The following is a 20,745-nucleotide window of genomic DNA, read 5'->3' as shown; positions in this document are numbered from 1 at the left end:
AATTAGAGGTCAAATCCAGGCATTTGAAGACCTTCTTCTTGAGCAAGTTCAATCATGTAAAATTCTAGATATCCTCCTGCCAAAAGCAATCCAATTACAATTCCAATCTCGATTATAGTGGGCTTGATGAATTGTTTGAGATCATGTTTTTTGAAAACTGCTCTAATTAGGATAAAACTTCTAGAGATTCCCAAAGAATATGCTGTCAACTCCATCAATCCAAAGGGGGATAAAAATAAGATGGCCAATGGAGGGACATTTTCTAAAATCGGAGCTGTTGTGGTAATAGCTGCAAATGCAAATCCGGTAGACCAAGCTGAAAAGAGTCCCCAACCAATACCAAATCCTGGAATAAACATTGGAAGTGCAATTGTCGTGTTATGAGTAAATATTCCAAATGCATCAATATCTAGGATCAGCTCTTCAAATTCAGACATGAAGGTGTTTGCCTCTTCTTGGCTTACTGTAGACATTGAACCAGTTTGATACGCACCTGTAAAAAATCCCATAAATATGAAAAATAATAAAATTCGAAATTTATTCACAATACAATACAATTAGAATGATATTTGAGGGTTCGGCGTAAGCGCAGATTTAATTAAACCAAATCATATTTTTTGATATGAAAAAGGAATTGTCCTTTGCCTTAAACTATGCACTAAATAAGGGATTCCAGATTCATCCTGACGCCTTTAAAATATTAGAAAATGTTGATGTAAAAAAACTAGAGAGAGTAATCAAAGAAATTGTTAGAGAGAAAACAAAACAGAAATTGTTTCAAATAAGCCAAGATGATTTAGAGACGTATCTTGGAATCAAAGATGACCCATCATTAGAAAGTGAAGTGCAGGTATTGTTAGACCCAACAGACAAAATAACCACTGGGGAGGGGGTAAAGGGTTACAATGCGTTATTTTCTAGCAGATTTAACAAATTAAAACGAATAATTTCAGATAGGCCAGAAGCTAGGATGTTAAAGTCTCTGACTTTTGTAAAAAATGAAAGATCCAAAGATGACATGTATGTTTGTGGATTGGTAACTGCAAGAAATAGTGAGAGAAATGTAACAAAATTGGTTTTAGAGGACCCATCAGGCTCATTTGATGGGATTATTTTTGATAATGAGTTACAAAAGACTGCAGACACCCTTTTGTTAGACCAATTTGTTATGGCTAGAGTTAGTGTAGGAAAAAACTCTGGATTCATCATAAAGGATTTGATTTTGCCAGATATTCCTGATCAGGCTACCAACAAGTCCGAGTCTGAGGCATATGCAGTGTTTTTATCTGATTTGCATATTGGGAGTAAATACTTCATGGAGGAGGAATTAACAGATTTTTTTTCATGGATATCCAGTTCTGATCCTACTGCAAGAAAAATTCGATTTATTTTGATTGGAGGAGATGTGGTTGATGGGGTTGGGATCTATCCAAACCAAAACAAGGAATTGGTATGCCAGACCATTGAAGCGCAGCTCAAAAAGGTTGAAGAGTTGATTGAAAAGATCCCAAAAAACATTAAGATAATCATAATGCCTGGAAATCACGATCCTGGAAGAAGGGCTCTCCCCCAACCAGCAATTCCAAAAAAATACAACTCAGGATTGTGGGATAGGGAAAATGTCATTATGGTTGGAAATCCGGCTGTTGTATCGCTAAATGGTGTTAAGGTGATGATGTTTCATGGACAAAGTATTGATGATATTGTAAAGACTACACCGGGTCTAAGTTATGACAAGCCAACAAATGTAATGAAGCATTTGTTAAGAGCAAGACACCTAAGTCCAATTTATGGCAGTCAGACCCCAATTGCACCAGAAATGCAAGATCTTATGGTTATTGAGGATGTTCCAGATATCTTTCATGTAGGGCATGTCCACAAGGCTCAGTTAGATATGTACAAAGGAATGTTATTGGTAAATTCAGGATCTTGGCAAAAACAGACACCTTTTCAAGCCAGTGTGGGAATGACCCCAAATCCAGGCATTGTGTTGCTGGTTAATTTGAAGACTTTCCAGGTTTTCCATCAAAATTACAATTCTAATTTAGACAATATCTTGCAAAGTTAGATCATCTTTGAAGGTCTTTTTTATCATTTCAGATGATACTGTAAGTTTGTATTTTTTGGTTCTGCCATGAATTCCTTGATGTACCAGTCTCCCAGAGATAATTCCAGAAAGTTCAATCTCACTTAACATTTGTGTAATTCTTCTTTGTGTTAATTCATCTCGTCCAACCACCTTACAGAGATTTTTGTATGAAGAGTAAATTTCACCAGTAGATGAGCCGTTAGCCTTCATTATAGCAAGTATGACTAGTTTTTCATGAAGTGGATATGATTTCAGAGATGTTTCCTCTTTATTTTCTTCAATTTTTAGGGATGCGTCACGAACATGGTTTTCAGTGACTTTATCAGATTGTTGTCTTTCAGCCAACTCACCTGCAACTCGAATTAGATCGATTGCTCTTCTGGCATCACCGTGTTCACCACCTGCTAGAGCAGCACATAGATTCAGGGCAGATTCATCTACAGAATTAGCCTCAAATGCTTCAGATATTCTCTCCTCTAAGATTTTTTTTATTTGTTCAACATTATAGTTTGTAAAGACAATCTCTTCTTCTCCAAGACTACTGATAACCCTAGGATCTAGTTTCTCTTTGAAGGTCAAGTCATTTGAAATTCCAATCAAAGTTAATGAGCCATTATTGAGGCTTTCATTGGCCCTTGTTAGTTGGTAAAGTATATCTTTTCCAGTCTTTGAGACTAACTCAGCAAGATAATCTATCTCATCAATTACAAAAACAACATTGATTTCTTTTTGTTCAATATTGTTTAGAATTCGTTTGAACACCTCACTAATGGCCAAACCAGTTGAGGGTAGATCCTTATCAATTAAACCTAATTGACGCCCAAAACTAACCAATAATCCGTAAAGGGTAGTCTCTTTTTTTGAGTTTGAGTAGATTAATTTTATTGGGAAATTTGACTTTTCAACCCTTTCTTGTATTTTTGAGATTACTTTTTTAACAACTAGAGTTTTTCCAGTTCCAGGTTTTCCATAAACTAAAAGGTTCGATGGTCTTGATTGTTTTAGAATAGGAAGTAATGATTGTGTTACTTGTTCTTGTTCATTGTTCCTATGTTGGATAGTTTTTGGAATATAGGTAAAATGGAGGATCTCTCTATTTTTAATTATTGATTTTCCAGTCTCAGCTGCATCTAACAACCTATCAATTGGATCCGACATATACTCACACACCTCTATTTCCTATCAATAATCTCATAACCATATCTAAATTAAGAGAGTATAGAATAGAATAGTAATTGTAGTTTAGTTTGTAATTAATTATTTTTAGTTAGTTTTTGTTTTTTTCAAAAAAAAAAATAGAAAAAAGAAGAGTGGAAATATTGGTGTGTGGGTTCTTATAGGTTAACAAATTGTTAATTTGGTGTTAAAAAATCACTAAAAAACCTCATTTTAACCCCTTTATTTCCATTCCAGGCGTTAAGATTGACGTTAACATTGTGAATATCTAAAATCTACCCCTTTATTTCCACTCCAGGCATGAAAAACACTAATTTTAAAGGGTTTAATCATTATGGTTTGTTAATAATAAAATAATGGACAGGCGTGACTCAGGCAGTCAACGTTAACAAACAACTTAGTTAACAAAATTTCGTGGATCCTTTGAACTGTTAATATTAGATCGATTAGATCCTAACATGGCCAAAAAACGTATTCGTATTGATATGGAAGATACTGATGGTGCACGTTATGATATTAAATTAGAAGGTAATGTGACCAGGGAAAAAGTCCTAAAAATATTTGAAATGATGGATTTGATGAATATTGAAGAAGAACAAGAAACAACAAACATAGATTCTGTAGGTTCAAAAATTTGGTATATTATAGATAAATTCTTCCCCATGGGAAAATTCACATCAACTAATATTTTGGAAAAATATGAAGATGAGTTCAACGAACCTATTAAACTTAGTATAATCTCCACCTATCTCTCGAGATTTTCATCAAAAGGCAGGGTGGATAGGACCAGAAATGGTAGAGAATGGACCTATCAGACCATAAAAATTACCCAAAAACAACAATAAATTATTCAAGTAATATTGATTTTTCTAACAATAAGACGATCTTTTCCAAGAATTAATTTTACATATTCGCCTTTTTGAATATCCATATACTTTCTAAACTGTTTTGGGATGGAAATTGTTCCAGCAGAAGTAATCTTTACCAAAACTTCATTCTCTTGAACTGACACATTATCATTATAAAATAATAATATATATAATTTAATAGATTATATAATTATTAATTAATAATAAAAACCTGTTATTTTGCCTAAAAACAACACAAAATAACTACCAAAATACTCGAAAAAATTCTTAAACAACTGCTGGGCTTGCCTCAACTTCCCCAATCTTTGCCATTCCCTTTTCAGTAATTGAATAGGTGTATGGTTTTGTTTCAGTGTTTCTTTGTACAAGACCTTCTTCAAATAATTTTTTCATCAATCTTGAAGTGTGTTCTCTACTCTTCTTTAATGTGATTTGTATGTCACGTGATGTCATGGATTTGTTTGTGATAAGATGCAACACATAATTGGTAGGGTTTGTGTGCTCAATATTAGGAATTTTAGGCGTGGAAGCTGGCTTTTCAGGAGTTTTTTGTGATACTTGTGATGTCTTAACTTTCTTCTCTTGTACTTGATTATTTGCTAATTTCTCTAAAAATTGCTTCAATTCCAAATTTGGATCCTCTGTTTTTTGCTCAATTCCTTGGATTTCTAGTGCATCTAGGCGTATTTTCATATCAATTAACTGTCTTTCATAGTATTCTAAACGCTCTGATTGTGATGCATCTACCATTTCACTCTTTGATTTGATGAATGGACGAATCTTATAGTATCCATACAAACCTCCTAAACCTACAATGAAGGCTAAAATCACACCTAAAATCACTTCTGGATCAGGAATTTCAATTAACATCACACATTTTATGCCTATATCGTGATTTATCGTGATAGAACAACATTATTTCACACTTTAGATTAACAAACTCACATACATAATCACAACCAACTTAACTCATACAGAACCATAATCATCACAAACATCACATACTACATGCCTGTCTAACGAGCCTATCTATCACACTAATCACTTCATCTTCTCTTTCTGGGAATATGTCACTCTCATTTATCACACTAATCTGCTCAGAAAGTTTGGATATCACATCTATATCATCAGGCAGAATTATGCCTAAACCACGCAAAAGTATGATTGAATAAAATAATGCAACTAATTTCTCTCTTGATTGCCCAACTTGTCTGTAATACGCACCTTTAGAGATAGAAAATTCTGATTCTAGAAGATTCTTCTGATTTAGAATAATTTCAATTTGTCTCTCTGTAAACAAAGATTTTTTGATGATTTTCCTAATAATATTGTTAAAATTAGATTCTTCAAACTTTGTCAAAGCTATACAAATATGTATAATGGCATTCCAATTAAACTTTAAAGAGCCACACACGAATCACTTCTATGGCTGGAGATAAAGTTGAGACATTTCTAAAATCAGAATTAAAAAAGAAAAATGCATTATTGTTTGTTTTAATAGATTCAGAAGTATCAAAACTAGAGGCGTCAAGCAAACTTGCTAAGGATGTTGAAAAAATAGGTGCAACTGCAATATTGGTTGGAGGTTCTTCTGCAACAGACCAAATAGAAATGGCAAAAGTTGTTAAAGGAATCAAAAAAGGCATCAAAATCCCAATAATCTTGTTTCCTGGTAATGTCACAGGAGTAGTGCCTGAGGCTGATGCAATACTCTTTAGTTCATTAATGAATTCCGAGAACCCATACTTCATATCACAAGCACAAGCCTTGGGTGCTCCAAATGTCCTGAAATTTGGTTTAGAACCTCTTCCTACGGCATATTTGGTGATTGGAGATGGAACCTCTGCATGGTTTGTTGGTTCTGCAAGAGGAATTCCATTTGAGAAACCCAAAATTGCTGCAGCATATGCATTGGCAGCTCAATTTCTTGGAATGAGATTTGTGTATCTTGAAGCAGGCTCTGGTGCAAAATCTAGCGTTACTCCAGAGATGGTCAAAACTGTAAGACACACATTTAATGGATTTTTGATTGTAGGTGGGGGGATTAAGGATGTCAAAACTGCTCAAAACTTGGTCAAAGCAGGTGCTGATGCTTTGGTAATAGGCACATTTCTTGAAAAAGGTGGAAGTCTCAAAAAACTACAGGAAATAGCAAAAGCAATTCAAAGAAGCAAGTAATAGAACTCTATTATGTCTGAAAACGACACAATTTCTCGTATAAGTGGCATAAAAATGCCTGATTATTATCTTGATTATTACTCGAATTTATCTGCAGAAACGTACTCAATTTTTGAAGCTGCAGCATCTGCTAAATCAAGTCTAGTGGACTCATCAGGTATAATTGAGCCGAAAATCGCATTTGATCTAGCAGATCGTGTGGCTAAAATGCATGAAATTGACATTGCCGAACCCTTACGTGAACTTCTAAAAATTAATGGAAAAGAACTTTCAGCACTGATTCTCTCAAAAGAGATTGCACAGGGAAAATATTCTTTACCTGATTCTACTTTGGAAGAAAAACTTGATCTGGCAGTTCGGGTTGGATTGGCAATTGTAACAGAGGGTGTCACCATAGCTCCTTTACAAGGAATAAGTGAAGTAAAAATAAAGAAAAACAAGGATGGTTCTGATTATCTCTCAGTTTCTATTGCAGGCCCAATGCGTTCAGCTGGAGGGACAGAATCTGCAGTTACAATGTTGATAGCTGATCATGTTAGAAAGACTGCAGGACTGTCAAAATTTCAAGCCAACTCATTTGATGATGAAACAGGTCGATTTGTAGAGGAATTAAGAATCTATGAAAGGGAGGCTAGTAGCTTTCAATTCCATATATTAGATGAAGATATTGAACATGTGATTTTAAATCTGCCAGTAGAGTTAGACGGTGTAGATACAGATCCTTATGAGGTTGTAAATCACAAATCTATGGTACGAATTAAGACTGATCGGGTACGTGGAGGTGCCTTACGTGTCCTAAATGATGGTCTAATTGGAAGATCCAAAAAACTACTAAAAAGAATTGAAATGTACAATCTTGATGGTTGGGAATGGCTCAATGACCTTAAAGGAGCTGTTCAAACAGGTGAAAAACAAGAAGACGCAGCTACTAAAAGAATGCATGAAGTAATTACAGGAAGATCAGTCTTATCCATGCCTAACAAACTGGGTGGATTTCGATTAAGATACGGAAGAGCATGCAACACCGGCTTTGCAGCAGTTGGGATTCATCCCGTAATAGCAGAAATTCTTGATCATACCATTGCAGTTGGAACTCAAATCAAAATTGATATTCCAGGAAAAGGCTCTACTGTTGCGTTTGTTGATTCAATTGAAACTCCCACTGTCCGCCTGAAAAATGGAAATGTTGTAAAGATTCGGGATGTGAAACATGGAATTGAAATTAAGAATGATATTGAAAAAATACTTCATCTTGGAGATATTCTGATATCCTTTGGAGATTTTCTAGAAAACAATGCTCAACTTGTACCATCAGCATATGTGGAAGAATTTTGGATAGAAGAATTAAAACAAAAAATTCAGAAATACGAGCCTGAAGATCAGTATCTAACTCAATTTCTCAACAAAGTTCCCACCATAGATGAGGCATTAAAAATCTCCCTTGATTTTGATATGGCTCTTCATCCACACTATCTGTATTTTTGGGATAAAATTTCCTCTGAAGAACTCAATCTACTTTTAGAACCTAAGAAAATCAATGAAACATCAATCGAATACCATATACAAATAAAAAAAATTCTTGAAAAATTAGGAGTTCCACATGTAGTTGAAAATGACAACATCATACTTGAAAATCTTGAGGCAAAAATTTTCTTTAATTTGTTATTTAGAGAAAAACCAGAAATTGACGAATCGTCAATCCCTCAGATAATTTCAAAATCCTCTGGAATCAAAATTAAAAACAAATTTTCTACCTCAGTTGGGGTAAGAATTGGAAGACCAGAAAAAGCTGCCCCAAGACAGATGAAGCCACCAACACATGTATTATTTCCTATTAGTGATAAAGGGGGACCAACAAGAGATCTTCTAAAAGCATCTAAAAATGAGCACTTTTTCACAAGTATCTACAATAGGCATTGTACTCAATGTAACCAACCATCAATTGGAATAAAATGCTCAAAATGTGGTATAAAAACAACTGTTACCTATAGATGTCCTCGTTGCAGAGATACGCTTGAAGAATCTTTTTGTAACAAATGTAAACGAAATGCTTTAGCTTACTCACATAAGGAATTCCCATTAAAATCAAAACTCCTTGAAGCACAAGAAAAGATTCGTTTACGTGCACAAGAACCATTCAAAGGAGTAAAGGAACTAATCAGTCAAGATAAGATTGCCGAGCCTTTGGAAAAGGGACTTGTAAGACAAAATTTTGGTCTTACAGTATTCAAGGATGGAACTGTTCGATTTGATGCAACTAACTCGCCTCTAACTCAATTCAAACCATCTTGGATCGGAACCTCAATTGAGAAGCTCAAAGAATTAGGATATTCACATGATATTAATGGTGACCCACTTGAAAATCCTGAACAGATAGTTGAACTCCGTATGCAGGATGTAGTAATTCCCTATGAAAGTGGCAGGTATCTTGTCTCTATTTGTAAATACATTGACACACTTTTAGAAAAATTCTACGGCAAGACTCCATTTTACAATGTAAAAAATTCTGAGGAATTGATTGGGCATCTAATAATCGGTTTGGCTCCTCACACGTCTGTTGGAATTGTTGGTAGAATTATTGGATATTCTGAAACCCATGTCTGTTTTGCAACCCCTAACTGGCATTCTGCAAAAAGAAGAGACGCAGATGGAGATGCTGACTCGATTATGTTGTTGATGGATAGTCTTTTGAATTTTTCAAGGCAATTCCTTTCAGATGCTATAGGCGGATTGATGGATGCTCCACTGCTTATTCAACCTCTTGTTTTACCACACGAGTCTCAACCTCAAGCACACAATCTTGAGGTTACAAAATCACTTCCTCTAGAATTTTTTGAATCAACGATTCAACAAGTCAAAGCACCTGACATCTCTTCTGTTGAAATTATCAAATCTCGACTTGAGACAGAAAGACAATTTTATGATTATTATTTTACACATTCAACATCATCTCTTACCACTTCAAAATCTCGCAGTGCATATTCTACTCTTGGTTCAATGTTGGATAAATTTGATATGCAAGTTAAAAATGCTGAATTGATTGATGCTGTAAATACCTCAGAAATTGTTTCAGATGTCATTTCAACTCACCTTGTTCCAGATATTATGGGCAATCTAAGAGCATATGCTAGACAAAATTTTAGGTGTACTGGTTGTGGCAAATCTTACCGCCGAATGCCCTTAATCCAAACCTGCGTGTGTGGGCACAAACTAATTCCTACAATAACTCGTGGTTCTGTAGAAAAATATCTGAAACTTGCAAAAAGACTTGTTGACAAATATGATGTTAGTGAATATCAGAGAGGAAGAATTCATGCACTTTCTGATGAAATTGAATTAGTATTTGGAAAGAGCCCTGGTGATCAATCACTTCTAACTGACTATGCTTGAGTTATCGTAATTTGACGTATTCATATGCGCCCAACTTGTTATCAAAACAGAATTTTACCTTTTGGTAATTCTTTCTAAATGATTTTACTTTGGAAAGCAATTTCTTTGAATCTTTCTTCTCTATTACTACTTGTTTGATGAAAGATGCAATCTCTTGCATCTCACTCTTTTTCATTCCAAGTCTGGTAATCTCTGAAACCCCTAATCTTATACCACCTGGATGGAAGTAATTCCTTCCAGCCTTAATGTCTCCTGGAATCAATTGGCGGTTTACAATTATGTTGGCTTTTTCCAAGTCGGCTTCAACTTTTCCACCATCAGAATAATCTAAAACATTGACAGCAATCTGATGTGATTGTGTAAACCCTCTGCTTTCACCTAATACTTTGAATCCAGCATCACTTAATGCATCTGCAAGTGATTTTGCATTTTTTATAACTTGTAAAGCATAGTCTTTTCCAAACTCTAAAGCTTCTGCAAATGCTACCGCTTTTCCTGCCATATTGTTGATGTGGTGACTGCTTGTAAGACCTGGGAATGTAGCTTTTTTGATTGGTTCTTCATGTTTTTCAGAACCTAGAACTAATCCTCCTTGAGGTCCAAACAAAGTCTTATGAGTACTCATTGTTATTGTATCTGCTCCTTCACGAAGTGGATCTTGGAACTTTCCACCTGCAATCAATCCTGCAACATGAGCTGCATCGTAATTGATGTGCATATCATAACTCTTTAGAAAGTCTGAAAGTTCTTTGACAGGGTGTGGGAACAAGAATAACGATCCTCCAAACATTGCTATTTTTGGGAGTCGTTTATTCTTCTCAAGCTCTTTTACTTTCTGTTTTGTCTTATCCACATCAATAGTCATCTCTTGTGCATCAAATGGATAGAATTCAATTTCTAAACCATGAACCAATCCTGCAGTTCCAGAATGTTCTTTTTTACCATGCGAGATATGGCCTCCAGCTGGAATAGATGGGGCTAACATAACATCCCCTGGATTTGAATAAGCAGAATATACAGCAAGATTTGCAACAACTCCTGAAATTGGTCTAACATCTGCAAATTTTGCCTTGTAGAGTTTTTTAGCTAATTTCATACATTCAAACTCTACCTCATCAATGTAGATGCACCCAGCATAGACCCTTTCTCCAGGCCAACCTTCGGCATATCTGTTACCAAAATCTGAAATTATGGCTTCCCTGACTGCAGGACTTGGAATATTCTCACTGGCAATTAATGGAATTGAATTTTCAAACCATTTATGATGCTCCTTTAATTTTGTAAAAATTTTATTGTAAGATTCTTTATTTTGTGATTTAGCCATATTTTGCAACTTGATTTTCCCAATTTAAAAACACCGATGGCTACTCCAAATCTACTATTCTTGATCTGGAAGGTATAAAAGGGGAATCTGGAGTTTTTGCATCAATGGGTATGCAAGCTACTTCAAAAGGAAACATGCCAGTCGTATTGCTCAAAGAAGGCGGTTCAGAAACTAAAGGCAGAGATGCACAAAAAAACAATATTGCTGCATCAAAGATAGTCGCTGAAATTGTTCATACTAGTTTAGGCCCTAGAGGCATGGATAAGATGTTAGTTGATTCATTAGGTGATGTTACTATCACAAATGATGGAGCAACAATTCTCAAAGAAATTGATGTTCAACACCCAGCTGCAAAAATGCTTGTTGAGATTTCTAAAACAACTGATAATGAAGTTGGAGATGGAACAACTTCTGCTGTAGTTTTGGCAGGAGCTTTACTTGAAAATGCAGAATCATTAATTGATCAAGACGTTCATCCAACAATTATTGTAGATGGATATAGAAAGGCTGCAAGAAAAGCCAAACAATTCCTTGAAAGCATTTCAGACACAATTTCTGCAAATGATAAAAATATTCTTAATAAAATTGCAAAAACTTCTATGCAAACTAAACTCGTCAGAAAAGATTCTGATCAACTTGCTGATATTATTGTAAAATCAGTTCTTGCTGTTGCAGAAAAGGACTCTGAAAAATATAATGTTGACATTGATGATATTAAAGTTGAAAAGAAGGCTGGAGGTTCTATCAAAGACTCTATGATTGTTCAAGGCATTGTTCTGGATAAAGAAATTGTTCATGGAGGCATGCCAAGAAAAATCAATGAGGCTAAAATCGCTTTAATTAATACTGCATTAGAAATCAGCAAAACTGAAACTGATGCTAAAATTAACATTTCAAACCCACAACAATTGAAATCATTTCTAGATGAAGAAAATAGAATGCTAAAGACAATGGTTGACAAAGTCATTGGTTCTGGTGCAAATGTAGTTTTGTGTCAAAAAGGAATTGATGATATGGCACAACATTATCTTGCAAAGGCAGGAATTATTGCAGTTAGAAGAATTAAAGAAAGTGACTTGACAAAACTTGCAAAAGCAACAGGTGCAAGAATAGTTACAAATCTAGATGATCTTTTTGAAAAAGATCTTGGTATTGCTGATCTTGTTGAGGAGAGAAAGATTGAGGAGGACAAATGGGTATTTGTTGAAGGATGCAAACATCCAAAATCTGTGACCTTACTTCTTCGTGGCGGTTCACAAAGAGTTGTTGATGAAGTAGAACGCTCTGTTCATGATGCATTAATGGTAGTAAAAGACGTAATTGAGAAACCAGAGATTGTAGCAGGTGGTGGAGCTCCTGAAACATATGCTGCTACAAAACTGCGAAACTGGGCTAAATCATTAGAAGGTAGAGAACAATTAGCTGCAGAAAAATTCGCAGATGCTTTAGAATCTATTCCATTAACACTTGCAGAAAATGCTGGAATGGATCCAATTGACACTCTTACACTATTGCGTTCAAAACAACAAAAGGGTGAAAAATGGACTGGTATTGATGTAATGAAAGGAAAAATTGCTAATATGAAATCTAGTGATATTATTGAACCTCTTGCAGTAAAACTTCAAATTGTTTCTGCATCTGCTGAAGCTGCTTGTATGATTCTAAGAATTGATGATGTAATTGCTACCCAAAAATCTGCTGGTGGACCACCTGGTGGTGGTGAAGGCGGAATGCCACCTGGAATGGGTGGAATGCCACCTGGAATGGGTGGAATGCCTGACATGGGCGGAATGATGTAAATTCTTTTAGAAAATTTCAAAAGTTTATTTCATAACCAATTTTACGAACAACATTGAGTAAAACATCATCAAGATTTCTTACTGGCTTCAAGTATGTTTACTTGGTTGTGTTTTTTGCATTATTGGCGGGATTTTTCCATCCTCTAATTACTAACACTAGTTTTGATAGTGTTGTTGTAGGAGTTTTGGTGTTGTTTGTAGGTTTAGCAGGTGGTGTGTTATTGTACAAATCTGCAACATCCGAGAAAAGAAGAGAAATATTTCTTGGAGGAGGATTTGCACTAATGGCAATTTCATTGTACTATATTTTCCAGCTTACTGGAAGATTCTAAACATCAAAGTAGAGATAAAATTCATGAGGATGTGGTCTGATGGAAATCTCACGCTGATCCCTTCTTTCTAATTCTATGATTTTATCAATTACATCATTTGTATAAATTGGATTAAGGAATTTTCTATCACTTTCTAACTCGTCTAGTGCTTCTCCTAGGCTCTTTGGAAGCACGCCAATACCTCTCTTTGCCCTGTCTGATTTTGTCATTTTAAAAATATCATCACGAACCTGATCACCCGGATCCATCTTCTTTTTGAGTCCATCCATTCCAGCTGCAGTAACTGCAGCAAATACGAGATATGGATTAGAAGAGGGATCGGGTGCTCTAAACTCTAATCTCTTTAGATTTGAATATTGTTTCCCTCTGAGATGTTTTGGGACTCTAACAATAGCTGAACGGTTTCCAGAACTCCATGCAATATATGCAGGAGCCTCATAACCAGGTACTAATCTATGATATGAGTTAGTAGTTGGATTACAAATTGCTGATAACGCTTTTGCATGATTAATTATCCCACCACAAAAGTATCTTGCAGTTTGACTTAATTCATCTTCATCATCTGGATCAAAGAAGGTATTTTCTTTTCCTTTCCACAAACTTACATTTACATGCATTCCTGAACCTGAATCCATTGCAATTGGTTTTGGCATCATTGTTGCAACTTTTCCATATTTCTGTGCAACATTTCTAATTACATATTTGTAAGACTGTGCTGCATCAGCTGCATTTGTCATGTGATCATATTTGATATCTATTTCACACTGACCAGCAGTTGCAACTTCATGATGGTGGTTATCACACAAAATCCCAAAATTGTTCTTGAGAATGTTTACACATTCATTTCTATATGGTGTAAGAGTATCTGATGGTGTACTTGGGTAATACCCCTCTTGTAATCCCATTGGATAGCCATTACCTTCTTGACTCCATGGTGCCTCTTTAGATTCAATTGAATATGATTGTCCTTTGTATGGTGTTAGAACATCCCAATGTACTTTATCAAAAACAAAAAACTCTACCTCTGGACCCCACGTACTAAAATCAAATCCTTGTGTTTTGATATACTCTTCAGCTTTCTGAGCAATTCCTCTAGGATCTCTTGATAGTCTACCTCGGTTTTCTCCCCAATAGACATCACAAAGTAGTCTAGCTGTTTTGTTTTCTGTCATCCATGGAATTATTGCAAATGTATTTGGATCAGGTTTTAGAAGTAAGTCAGAGTCATCAATACTAGTAAAACCGATAATAGATGAGCCATCCAATTTTGGTAGCCCATCTCTCATTTGTTCAGGAGTAAATGTGTCTGCTGAAATTGTGGTATGATGAAAATGACCAGTAAGACCAGTAAACTGTAGATCGATAAATTGAATTCCTTCATGTTGAATTCTTGAGAAAACTTCGTCAGGCGAATACGTTACTTGGATTGCTTTTCCGTGACTGACTTTATAGGGCAATTTTATACTTCAATCAAACACAAATACATCCAGCATTTAAGGATTAGGTAAGAAATGTCCGAAACAAATCAAATTGATATCAACTCCCTTCATCATACAGTATTACGAGAAACTGAAGATGATTCTTTACAAGAAATTGATCCAAATTTTTACAGAAATCTATCTGACTTTATAGGAAATTTAAAAAAACAAGAATTTGATGGTGTTGAAAATGAAATAAAAGATACTATGGTAGAAATGGCCACCGAGCTAGCATCTTTGCTGATAAATATTAGATTAGAAAAAATTTCAAAATTGAAAGACTTGGAAATTGGTTTTCTTCTTGATGAAGAAAAATTCATTCTTGATTCACAAGAAGAAGAAAATGATAGAAAAGAAATGATTCTATCAGCAACAATTAATGGAAAATCCAAATTTTTAGAGTCTTTATCACAAAACCATAAAACAAAGAGAATTGCTGTAAGATTTTTGCAAGAAGTTGATGAAATTGTAGGGGCTGACCTTGAAAAGTATGGTCCATTCAAGACTGAGGATATTGCCACTATTCCATACGAGAATGCACAGGCACTAATTGCTAAAAATGCTGCAACAAAAGTTAGGTTAGAAGATTAGATAGAAATTATACCTAATCCATTTTCTAATTATATGTCTCATACAGGTGTTGATGTAATTGATTTTCTATTTTATACAATTTATCCAGTAATTGGAATTTTCATTGTTGAAGGAATTAGTAGAGTAGTAAAAGCTCCTAAATGGATAAAATTATGGACTCAAGCTGCTGTGTCAATTGGTTTTGGAGTCTATTACTGGTTTATTTTACCAGCGCCTCAAAATTTCCCATTAACTGCATTGGTGATGTTTGCACTTGCTATTGCACTGATTTATCAAGGAAGACGTGCAAAGATATCTCCTGAAAAAAGCCCATACTAATTAAAAACGACCAAAAATTCTTCTAAAAATATTTGGCTTATTTCTTCCACCATCTCTGATAACTTTTTTTTCACCAAATCGTTTTGCTCTAATTTGACTTAGTTTAACACATCTGTGTTCTTCAGGAAGTCTGTGTTCAGAACAAAACGGATCCTTACAATAATTGCATTGAAATGGCAAATCTGTTAAATCTCCACAATATGCACATTTTTCTGACTTCATAATTTAATTCACGATTTTTCTTTTAATAATGTTGCCAGTATTTTACAGGAACCATTTTACATGTCTAAACATTTTTACAATGTCAAAAATCAATACAATTAATTGATTAAAGATAAGGTAGCAATAATTACTGGAGCTAGTAGTGGTATTGGATTTGCAACTGCTTTAGCATTATCAAAAGCAGGTGCTAAAGTGGCAATTGGTGCCAGAAGAGTAGACAAACTAGAAGAACTTGCAAAAACAATAACTGAAAATGGAGGAGAAGTATTTTACCAAAAATTAGATGTTACAAAAAAATCAGAATGTGATAATTTTGCAAAAGCAGTATTAGAGAAATGGAACTCTATTGATATTCTAGTAAATAACGCAGGACTAATGCCATTGAGTTTCTTCAAAAACCTAAAGGTAGACGAATGGGATCAAATGGTTGATGTGAATATTAAAGGTGTATTGTATTCTACTGCAGCTGTAATTACTCACATGAAAGAAAAAAAATCAGGCCATATTGTTAATCTCTCATCTGTAGCAGGAAGAATTGTATTTCCAGCTGGTAGTGTTTACTGTGCAACAAAACATGCAGTTGCTGCATTTAGCGAAGGATTAAGACAAGAATTCAGTGTTCGCTCAAACATTAGAGTAACAAGTATTGAACCAGGAGTTGTAGATACAGAACTTAACAACACAATTACTGATGAATCATTGAAGGGATTTGTTGAAAATACAAAAAAGATGGAAGCATTACAAGCTGTAGATATAGCAAATGCAATTTTGTTTGCAGTAGATTCTCCATCTTACGTTAATGTTAATGAAATTTTGATAAGGCCTACAACTCAAGAACGTTGATTTGACAGACATTCCGCACATTGTCATTTTAGGTGGAGGCTTTGGTGGACTTTCAACTGCCAATGAACTAAGAAATTCCTTACCCTCCTCCCAGGTGAAAATCACCATTATTGACAAAAAAGATTGGTTTATGGTAGGATTTGCAAAATTGTGGATAATTAATGGCACAAGAACATTTGAAAACTCTATTGGCAATTTACATGAATTAGAAAAAAAGGAAATCAATTTCATACAAGATGAAATCTTGTCAATTGATCTTCAAAACAAAAATGTTAAAACCAAACAAAAAGATGTCTCATATGATTTTCTTGTAATTTCATTAGGTGCAGTTTTAGCTCCACAAAAAATTCCTGGATTAGTTGAAAATGGATTTAATTTGTATGATCACAACCAGCTTTCAGATATTCATAACAAACTTGAAAATATTGAATCTGGAAAAATTGCGATCTCTATAATGGGAATGCCATACAAATGCCCTCCAGCACCATTTGAGGCTAGTTTGTTGATAGATTCTATGCTTAGAAAACGTGGTGTGCGTGATTCCATTCAAATTGACTTTTACAGTCCTGCCCCAATTACTTTACCTGCAGCTGGTCCAGAAGTTAGTAAAGAAATTCTCGAATTAGTAAACTCTGAAAAAATTGTTTTTCATAATTCATCTAAAATAAAATCTGTTGAGCCAAACAAATTAATTTTTGAAAATGCTGAAGCTGATTTTGATTTACTTGTAGCTATTCCACCACACATTGCTCCAAAAATAATTTATGATTCGGGACTAGCTAAAGAACCCGGATTTATTCCGATAGATAGAGACTGCAAAACTCCTTTTGAAAATGTGTTTGCAATTGGTGATGTTACCAGTTTAGTAGTTACAGAAAATAAGGCAGTACCAAAAGCAGGCATTTTTGCTGAAGGCGAAGGTATTGTTGTTGCAAAAAACATTTTGTCAAAACTTCAATCAAAAGAAGAATGTGAATTATTTGATGGAAAAGGAGGCTGTTTTATTGAATCAGGTCGAGATACAGCTTCAATCATTGAAGTTGACATGTTTTCACATCCAGAACCCTCTACTAGTATTTCTGAACAAACTTCTGAAAATCTTTCAAACAAACATGAATTTGAAAAAGAAAGATTATCAAAGTGGTTTTAATCAATCAGAATTATCTTTTTCTCTTGTTAGGTGCTCTAAAACAGCCCTAACTTCCACACCCAAATCTTGATCGTTTTTAGAAAGATTTAGTTTTTCAGGAATACTGTTTTTGAAATCTTCAGCTTCTAACTCTATACTTCTTTTCTGAATGCAATCTGTATGATCTTGTCCAGTTGCAGAAATTTTGTGGCAAATATTACAAATCTTCATAACTTTTGTTTGTTAATACGACGATTTAATAATTTCATTTTGTGCCTCTGAAACAAGGGATCGTCGTCTAGCTTGGTATGATACTAGTCTGGGGGACTAGTGGTCGCAGGTTCAAATCCTGCCGGTCCCATTACAATTTCAAAATTTTCGAGAGATTTTCAAAATTTTCGAGAGATTTTTGTTGCTTGTATTGCTTTAGAGCCCCAATAATTTTTTCTTTAGGTGGATTTTTGTAAATTTTTTGTACTTTTTTTGCAATTCCTGAACCAATAAAAATTGCCTGAGTAATTGATGTAACGTTTGATGGCCTTCTCTTAACACTAGAACTTTCAAAATCTATTAGGGTAGATTTAGTTTTTCCAACAATAATATGTTTTGAGATATTACTTAATTCACCATGATCAAAACCTATTTGATCCAAGTTGTAACAATCTTCAAGAATTTTTCTTATTACAGTTTTTAATTTTTTTGCACTGCCTATTCCTTTTAATGAATTTATCCAATCGATAATTTTTATCCCGTCAATGTACTCCATTATCAAAAAATTTTTGCTCACATCAAGCATCTTTGGACCTACTTTTACTGAATTTACTATCTTTAGCAAATCAGCTTCACTTCTCATTTCTTTTCTTTGCGAATCGGTTCTTCTAATTTTTAATGCAACTTCTTTACTACCTTTTTTTGCAAGAACAACTACGCCCACATATCCTTTTCCAAGAATATTTAATTTTCCAAGTGTCATGGGACCAGTTAATGAAATTGATTTAATCCTTAATTTTTCTAATTCATTTATTCGAGATTTTATCTGGCGTCGTGTTGCTTTGGGATATCCGAGAATTTTTGAGTATGGCTCATCAGTAAATTTCTTAATTGAAATGAAGGAGTGTGCCATCTGTTGAGATCAACTCACTTGCGACCTCTTTAATTGATTTGCTTAATCCCTTTTCTCCAACTGAAATTTTAAAACCTCGTTTAAAGTCTGTTTGCAGACCTTTTGGTATGCCTGTTTGAAGGTTATTTCTCAAGAATTCAGTCATGAATTTAACGGCATCAACATGTTTTCTCTTCTCTAAAGAAATAATTTTTTTATTATTTCCAACCCAGATTAATTCCGCAGTTGAGAGATTTTTAGAAATAAAACTCTTGGAACTACCTTCTCTAAAAACCTCCGGCCCAGTTTTTGCATAAACATCAGGAATCTTTGTTGTTCCTAAAAAGAAAAAGAGGTAAGCATCTTTTTGTTGATCTGTATAGGCTCTACTTCTTAATACTGTAAAACCAGCTATTTCTAATTGTGTACTCAATGATGAAGTAGCTCTTTTGATCTGTCCCCAAATTATATCTGGACTCCTAACTTTAAAACTAAATTTTATTGATAACAAATTTTCCCAATACTTCTTTGAAATCTTTGGACTTTTTTCCTTAAAAAATCTCAAATTTGGATTTTCTTTAAAGGCCCTGCAAACAAGAATGAATTTTCCAATATTTTCATTAGAAATTGCTGCAGCTAAATTCCTATTACTATCTACTGGATCTATTATTGTTAAAGATGTATCAAATTTCTTTGTAGTTTTTCCAATAACCTGATTTTCTTCAATTTTAGAAATTGATTTTATAATATTTTCAAAACTTCCAAAGTGTAAAACTAAAACTTCTGAAACATATCCACTGAATCCTTGTTTTGCAATTTCTGCACCATAAATTCCATTTGATTTTAGAAATGCTTTCAAAATTCTAACTTCATTTTGCATTTTTGGTGTTAATGATTTTGACATGAATTTTGTATGAAATGTTGATCTGTCTGCGGCACTTTTCCATTCTCCAATTTTTACATCATAAAATGGAACTACATTTATCTTGGTATCTTTTATTTTAGCCTCAACATATGGGTGTTCAGAGTACCTTACATATGGAGAATATTTTTTTAATGAGTCAAAACCAATTTTTTTAGAAATTTTTTCAAATTTCTCTTCTGATGTTGATTTTTTGAATCTCACAAAAATATCTACGTCTGCATCTTTTGATAGCCATGTACCTTTTGCAAATGATCCTCCAAACTCCAAATCAATAATTTCAGAAAACTTTTCAGTCTCTTTTTTGACTAGTTGTAATGCTAATTCTGCAATTTGTTTTTTTGATTTTTCTGTTGCCTTTGTTGGAATAACACTTTTCATCACACTGGAAATAACTTTCTTCATTTTTTAGCAATTACCTCCATTATATCAGAATAAATTGGCCCACTAGTTGTAAGTTCACTTTTTTTCAATTTAATGCTGGAAATTTTCTGTATTCCAAAATCCATATTTTTTTGTTCATTCAATTCTTTTGTTATGTCTCCAATCTTCTTTTTAATCCTAAATATTGTAATATGTGGTTTGAATGGCTTGTCAGAAATCAGTCCTAGTGGTTTTAATGCATTTTCCACCTTTTTTGCTAATTCTACTAGATTTTTCCCACCTTGTTCATCAGTTCCAATCCAAATCACTCGTGGAAAATTAGGCCTGGGAAATGCCCCTATACCCCTCAAGTTTATACTAAATTCAGAAAATTTTATTGCTTGAATAGCTTCACTAACCTTTTCTTTTACATCTTCAGATATATCGCCTAAAAATTGTAATGTAAAATGTAATTGTTCTGGGACAATTGGTTTTGCATTAATTTTTAGATTGTTCTGAAATTTTTTTACAGAATTTATTACATCACTATTTGAAATCTCAACTGCTACAAAAGTTCGCATTACAACATTCTTTGATGTATCTTTATAATAATTTCCGGT

The 20,745-nt window shown here is 34.2% G+C and carries 22 protein-coding genes and 1 tRNA gene; 11 read left to right on the top strand and 12 right to left on the bottom strand.

Features of this window, described 5'->3' with window-relative positions; translation table 11 throughout:
• Positions 1-2 precede the first annotated feature (2 nt).
• A complete protein-coding gene (locus tag C6989_RS02235) occupies positions 3-545 on the bottom strand; it encodes a stage II sporulation protein M (RefSeq protein ID WP_255464616.1) in 543 nt (180 codons plus the stop codon).
• Positions 546-622: 77 nt separating this feature from the next.
• On the opposite strand from C6989_RS02235, the gene C6989_RS02230 reads away from it, so the two are divergent.
• Entirely contained in the window at positions 623-2,068 is a 1,446-nt protein-coding gene (locus tag C6989_RS02230; protein ID WP_182126243.1) for a DNA-directed DNA polymerase II small subunit, read from the top strand.
• Here the strand turns inward: C6989_RS02230 and C6989_RS02225 are convergent.
• Complete coding sequence (locus C6989_RS02225; protein WP_148702484.1) at positions 2,045-3,247, bottom strand: Cdc6/Cdc18 family protein; 1,203 nt, start codon at positions 3,245-3,247, stop codon at positions 2,045-2,047. The two genes, C6989_RS02230 and C6989_RS02225, sit on opposite strands and share 24 nt — an antisense overlap.
• 476 nt (positions 3,248-3,723) lie before the next feature.
• Here C6989_RS02225 and C6989_RS02220 point away from each other — a divergent pair, with 476 nt between their 5' ends.
• Positions 3,724-4,110 (top strand): hypothetical protein, encoded by a 387-nt coding sequence (locus C6989_RS02220; protein WP_182126242.1) that lies wholly within the window; start codon positions 3,724-3,726, stop codon positions 4,108-4,110.
• A 5-nt stretch (positions 4,111-4,115) separates the two neighbouring features.
• Here C6989_RS02220 and C6989_RS02215 read toward each other — a convergent pair whose 3' ends face one another.
• The 3 genes from C6989_RS02215 to C6989_RS02205 all read right to left on the bottom strand — a co-directional run bounded on the left by C6989_RS02215 (position 4,116) and on the right by C6989_RS02205 (position 5,494).
• Complete coding sequence (locus C6989_RS02215) at positions 4,116-4,277, bottom strand: AbrB/MazE/SpoVT family DNA-binding domain-containing protein (RefSeq protein ID WP_148702482.1); 162 nt, start codon at positions 4,275-4,277, stop codon at positions 4,116-4,118.
• Between the two features lie 124 nt (positions 4,278-4,401).
• Positions 4,402-5,004, bottom strand: coding sequence for a winged helix DNA-binding protein (locus tag C6989_RS02210; RefSeq protein WP_148704077.1), 603 nt, complete (start codon positions 5,002-5,004; stop codon positions 4,402-4,404).
• A gap of 127 nt (positions 5,005-5,131) precedes the next feature.
• Positions 5,132-5,494: a hypothetical protein gene (locus tag C6989_RS02205; protein ID WP_182126241.1), complete on the bottom strand. Its 363-nt coding sequence runs from the start codon at positions 5,492-5,494 to the stop codon at positions 5,132-5,134.
• Between the two features lie 65 nt (positions 5,495-5,559).
• Between C6989_RS02205 and C6989_RS02200 the strand changes: the two genes are divergently transcribed.
• Together C6989_RS02200 and C6989_RS02195 are read left to right on the top strand one after the other, a co-directional pair.
• The gene (locus tag C6989_RS02200; RefSeq protein WP_182126240.1) at positions 5,560-6,312 is read left to right on the top strand and encodes a phosphoglycerol geranylgeranyltransferase; all 753 of its coding nucleotides are present in this window, start codon (positions 5,560-5,562) and stop codon (positions 6,310-6,312) included.
• A 12-nt stretch (positions 6,313-6,324) separates the two neighbouring features.
• On the top strand, positions 6,325-9,702 hold the full coding sequence (locus tag C6989_RS02195; RefSeq protein ID WP_182126239.1) for a DNA polymerase II large subunit: 3,378 nt from the start codon (positions 6,325-6,327) through the stop codon (positions 9,700-9,702).
• A gap of 1 nt (position 9,703) precedes the next feature.
• Here C6989_RS02195 and C6989_RS02190 read toward each other — a convergent pair whose 3' ends face one another.
• Positions 9,704-11,026, bottom strand: a complete 1,323-nt coding sequence (locus C6989_RS02190) for a serine hydroxymethyltransferase (protein WP_182126238.1) — start codon at positions 11,024-11,026, stop codon at positions 9,704-9,706.
• 104 nt (positions 11,027-11,130) lie between these two features.
• Here C6989_RS02190 and thsB point away from each other — a divergent pair, with 104 nt between their 5' ends.
• The gene (gene thsB / locus C6989_RS02185) at positions 11,131-12,825 is read left to right on the top strand and encodes a thermosome subunit beta (RefSeq protein WP_182126237.1); all 1,695 of its coding nucleotides are present in this window, start codon (positions 11,131-11,133) and stop codon (positions 12,823-12,825) included.
• A gap of 53 nt (positions 12,826-12,878) precedes the next feature.
• The gene (locus C6989_RS02180; RefSeq protein WP_148702476.1) at positions 12,879-13,157 is read left to right on the top strand and encodes a hypothetical protein; all 279 of its coding nucleotides are present in this window, start codon (positions 12,879-12,881) and stop codon (positions 13,155-13,157) included.
• Here C6989_RS02180 and glnA read toward each other — a convergent pair.
• Positions 13,154-14,614, bottom strand: coding sequence for a type I glutamate--ammonia ligase (glnA, locus tag C6989_RS02175; protein WP_148702475.1), 1,461 nt, complete (start codon positions 14,612-14,614; stop codon positions 13,154-13,156). The genes C6989_RS02180 and glnA overlap by 4 nt on opposite strands.
• Positions 14,615-14,668: 54 nt before the next feature.
• On the opposite strand from glnA, the gene C6989_RS02170 reads away from it, so the two are divergent.
• Together C6989_RS02170 and C6989_RS02165 are read left to right on the top strand one after the other, a co-directional pair.
• The gene (locus tag C6989_RS02170) at positions 14,669-15,226 is read left to right on the top strand and encodes a DNA replication complex subunit Gins51 (RefSeq protein WP_148702474.1); all 558 of its coding nucleotides are present in this window, start codon (positions 14,669-14,671) and stop codon (positions 15,224-15,226) included.
• Positions 15,227-15,259: 33 nt separating this feature from the next.
• Positions 15,260-15,544: a hypothetical protein gene (locus C6989_RS02165; protein ID WP_148702473.1), complete on the top strand. Its 285-nt coding sequence runs from the start codon at positions 15,260-15,262 to the stop codon at positions 15,542-15,544.
• Here C6989_RS02165 and C6989_RS02160 read toward each other — a convergent pair whose 3' ends face one another.
• The gene (locus C6989_RS02160) at positions 15,545-15,766 is read right to left on the bottom strand and encodes an AN1-type zinc finger domain-containing protein (RefSeq protein WP_148702472.1); all 222 of its coding nucleotides are present in this window, start codon (positions 15,764-15,766) and stop codon (positions 15,545-15,547) included. It abuts the gene before it with no gap.
• 102 nt (positions 15,767-15,868) lie between these two features.
• Between C6989_RS02160 and C6989_RS02155 the strand changes: the two genes are divergently transcribed.
• Both C6989_RS02155 and C6989_RS02150 read left to right on the top strand, forming a co-directional pair.
• Positions 15,869-16,609: an SDR family oxidoreductase gene (locus C6989_RS02155; protein ID WP_148702471.1), complete on the top strand. Its 741-nt coding sequence runs from the start codon at positions 15,869-15,871 to the stop codon at positions 16,607-16,609.
• 1 nt (position 16,610) lies between these two features.
• Entirely contained in the window at positions 16,611-17,759 is a 1,149-nt protein-coding gene (locus tag C6989_RS02150; RefSeq protein WP_182126236.1) for an NAD(P)/FAD-dependent oxidoreductase, read from the top strand.
• On the opposite strand, the gene C6989_RS02145 is transcribed toward C6989_RS02150, so the two are convergent.
• Positions 17,760-17,969, bottom strand: a complete 210-nt coding sequence (locus tag C6989_RS02145) for a hypothetical protein (RefSeq protein WP_148702469.1) — start codon at positions 17,967-17,969, stop codon at positions 17,760-17,762.
• 56 nt (positions 17,970-18,025) lie between these two features.
• Between C6989_RS02145 and C6989_RS02140 the strand changes: the two genes are divergently transcribed.
• Positions 18,026-18,099: transfer RNA gene (locus C6989_RS02140), tRNA-Pro, on the top strand.
• On the opposite strand, the gene C6989_RS02135 is transcribed toward C6989_RS02140, so the two are convergent.
• Genes C6989_RS02135 through thpR form a run of 3 tightly spaced genes read right to left on the bottom strand, consistent with a single transcriptional unit; the run spans position 18,100 to position 20,706 of the window.
• Positions 18,100-18,861 (bottom strand): RIO1 family regulatory kinase/ATPase domain-containing protein, encoded by a 762-nt coding sequence (locus tag C6989_RS02135; protein ID WP_148702468.1) that lies wholly within the window; start codon positions 18,859-18,861, stop codon positions 18,100-18,102. It abuts the tRNA gene before it with no gap.
• Complete coding sequence (cca, locus tag C6989_RS02130; RefSeq protein ID WP_182126235.1) at positions 18,836-20,167, bottom strand: CCA tRNA nucleotidyltransferase; 1,332 nt, start codon at positions 20,165-20,167, stop codon at positions 18,836-18,838. The genes C6989_RS02135 and cca overlap by 26 nt, the downstream gene beginning before the upstream one ends.
• A complete protein-coding gene (gene thpR, locus C6989_RS02125) occupies positions 20,164-20,706 on the bottom strand; it encodes an RNA 2',3'-cyclic phosphodiesterase (RefSeq protein ID WP_182126234.1) in 543 nt (180 codons plus the stop codon). Before thpR ends, cca begins: the two co-directional genes overlap by 4 nt.
• Positions 20,707-20,745: the final 39 nt, after the last annotated feature.

Origin of the sequence: Nitrosopumilus sp. b2, assembly GCF_014078535.1 — an archaeon.
Taxonomy (GTDB): Archaea; Thermoproteota; Nitrososphaeria; order Nitrososphaerales; family Nitrosopumilaceae; genus Nitrosopumilus; species Nitrosopumilus piranensis.
This window is presented reverse-complemented; position numbering and strand designations above follow the sequence as displayed.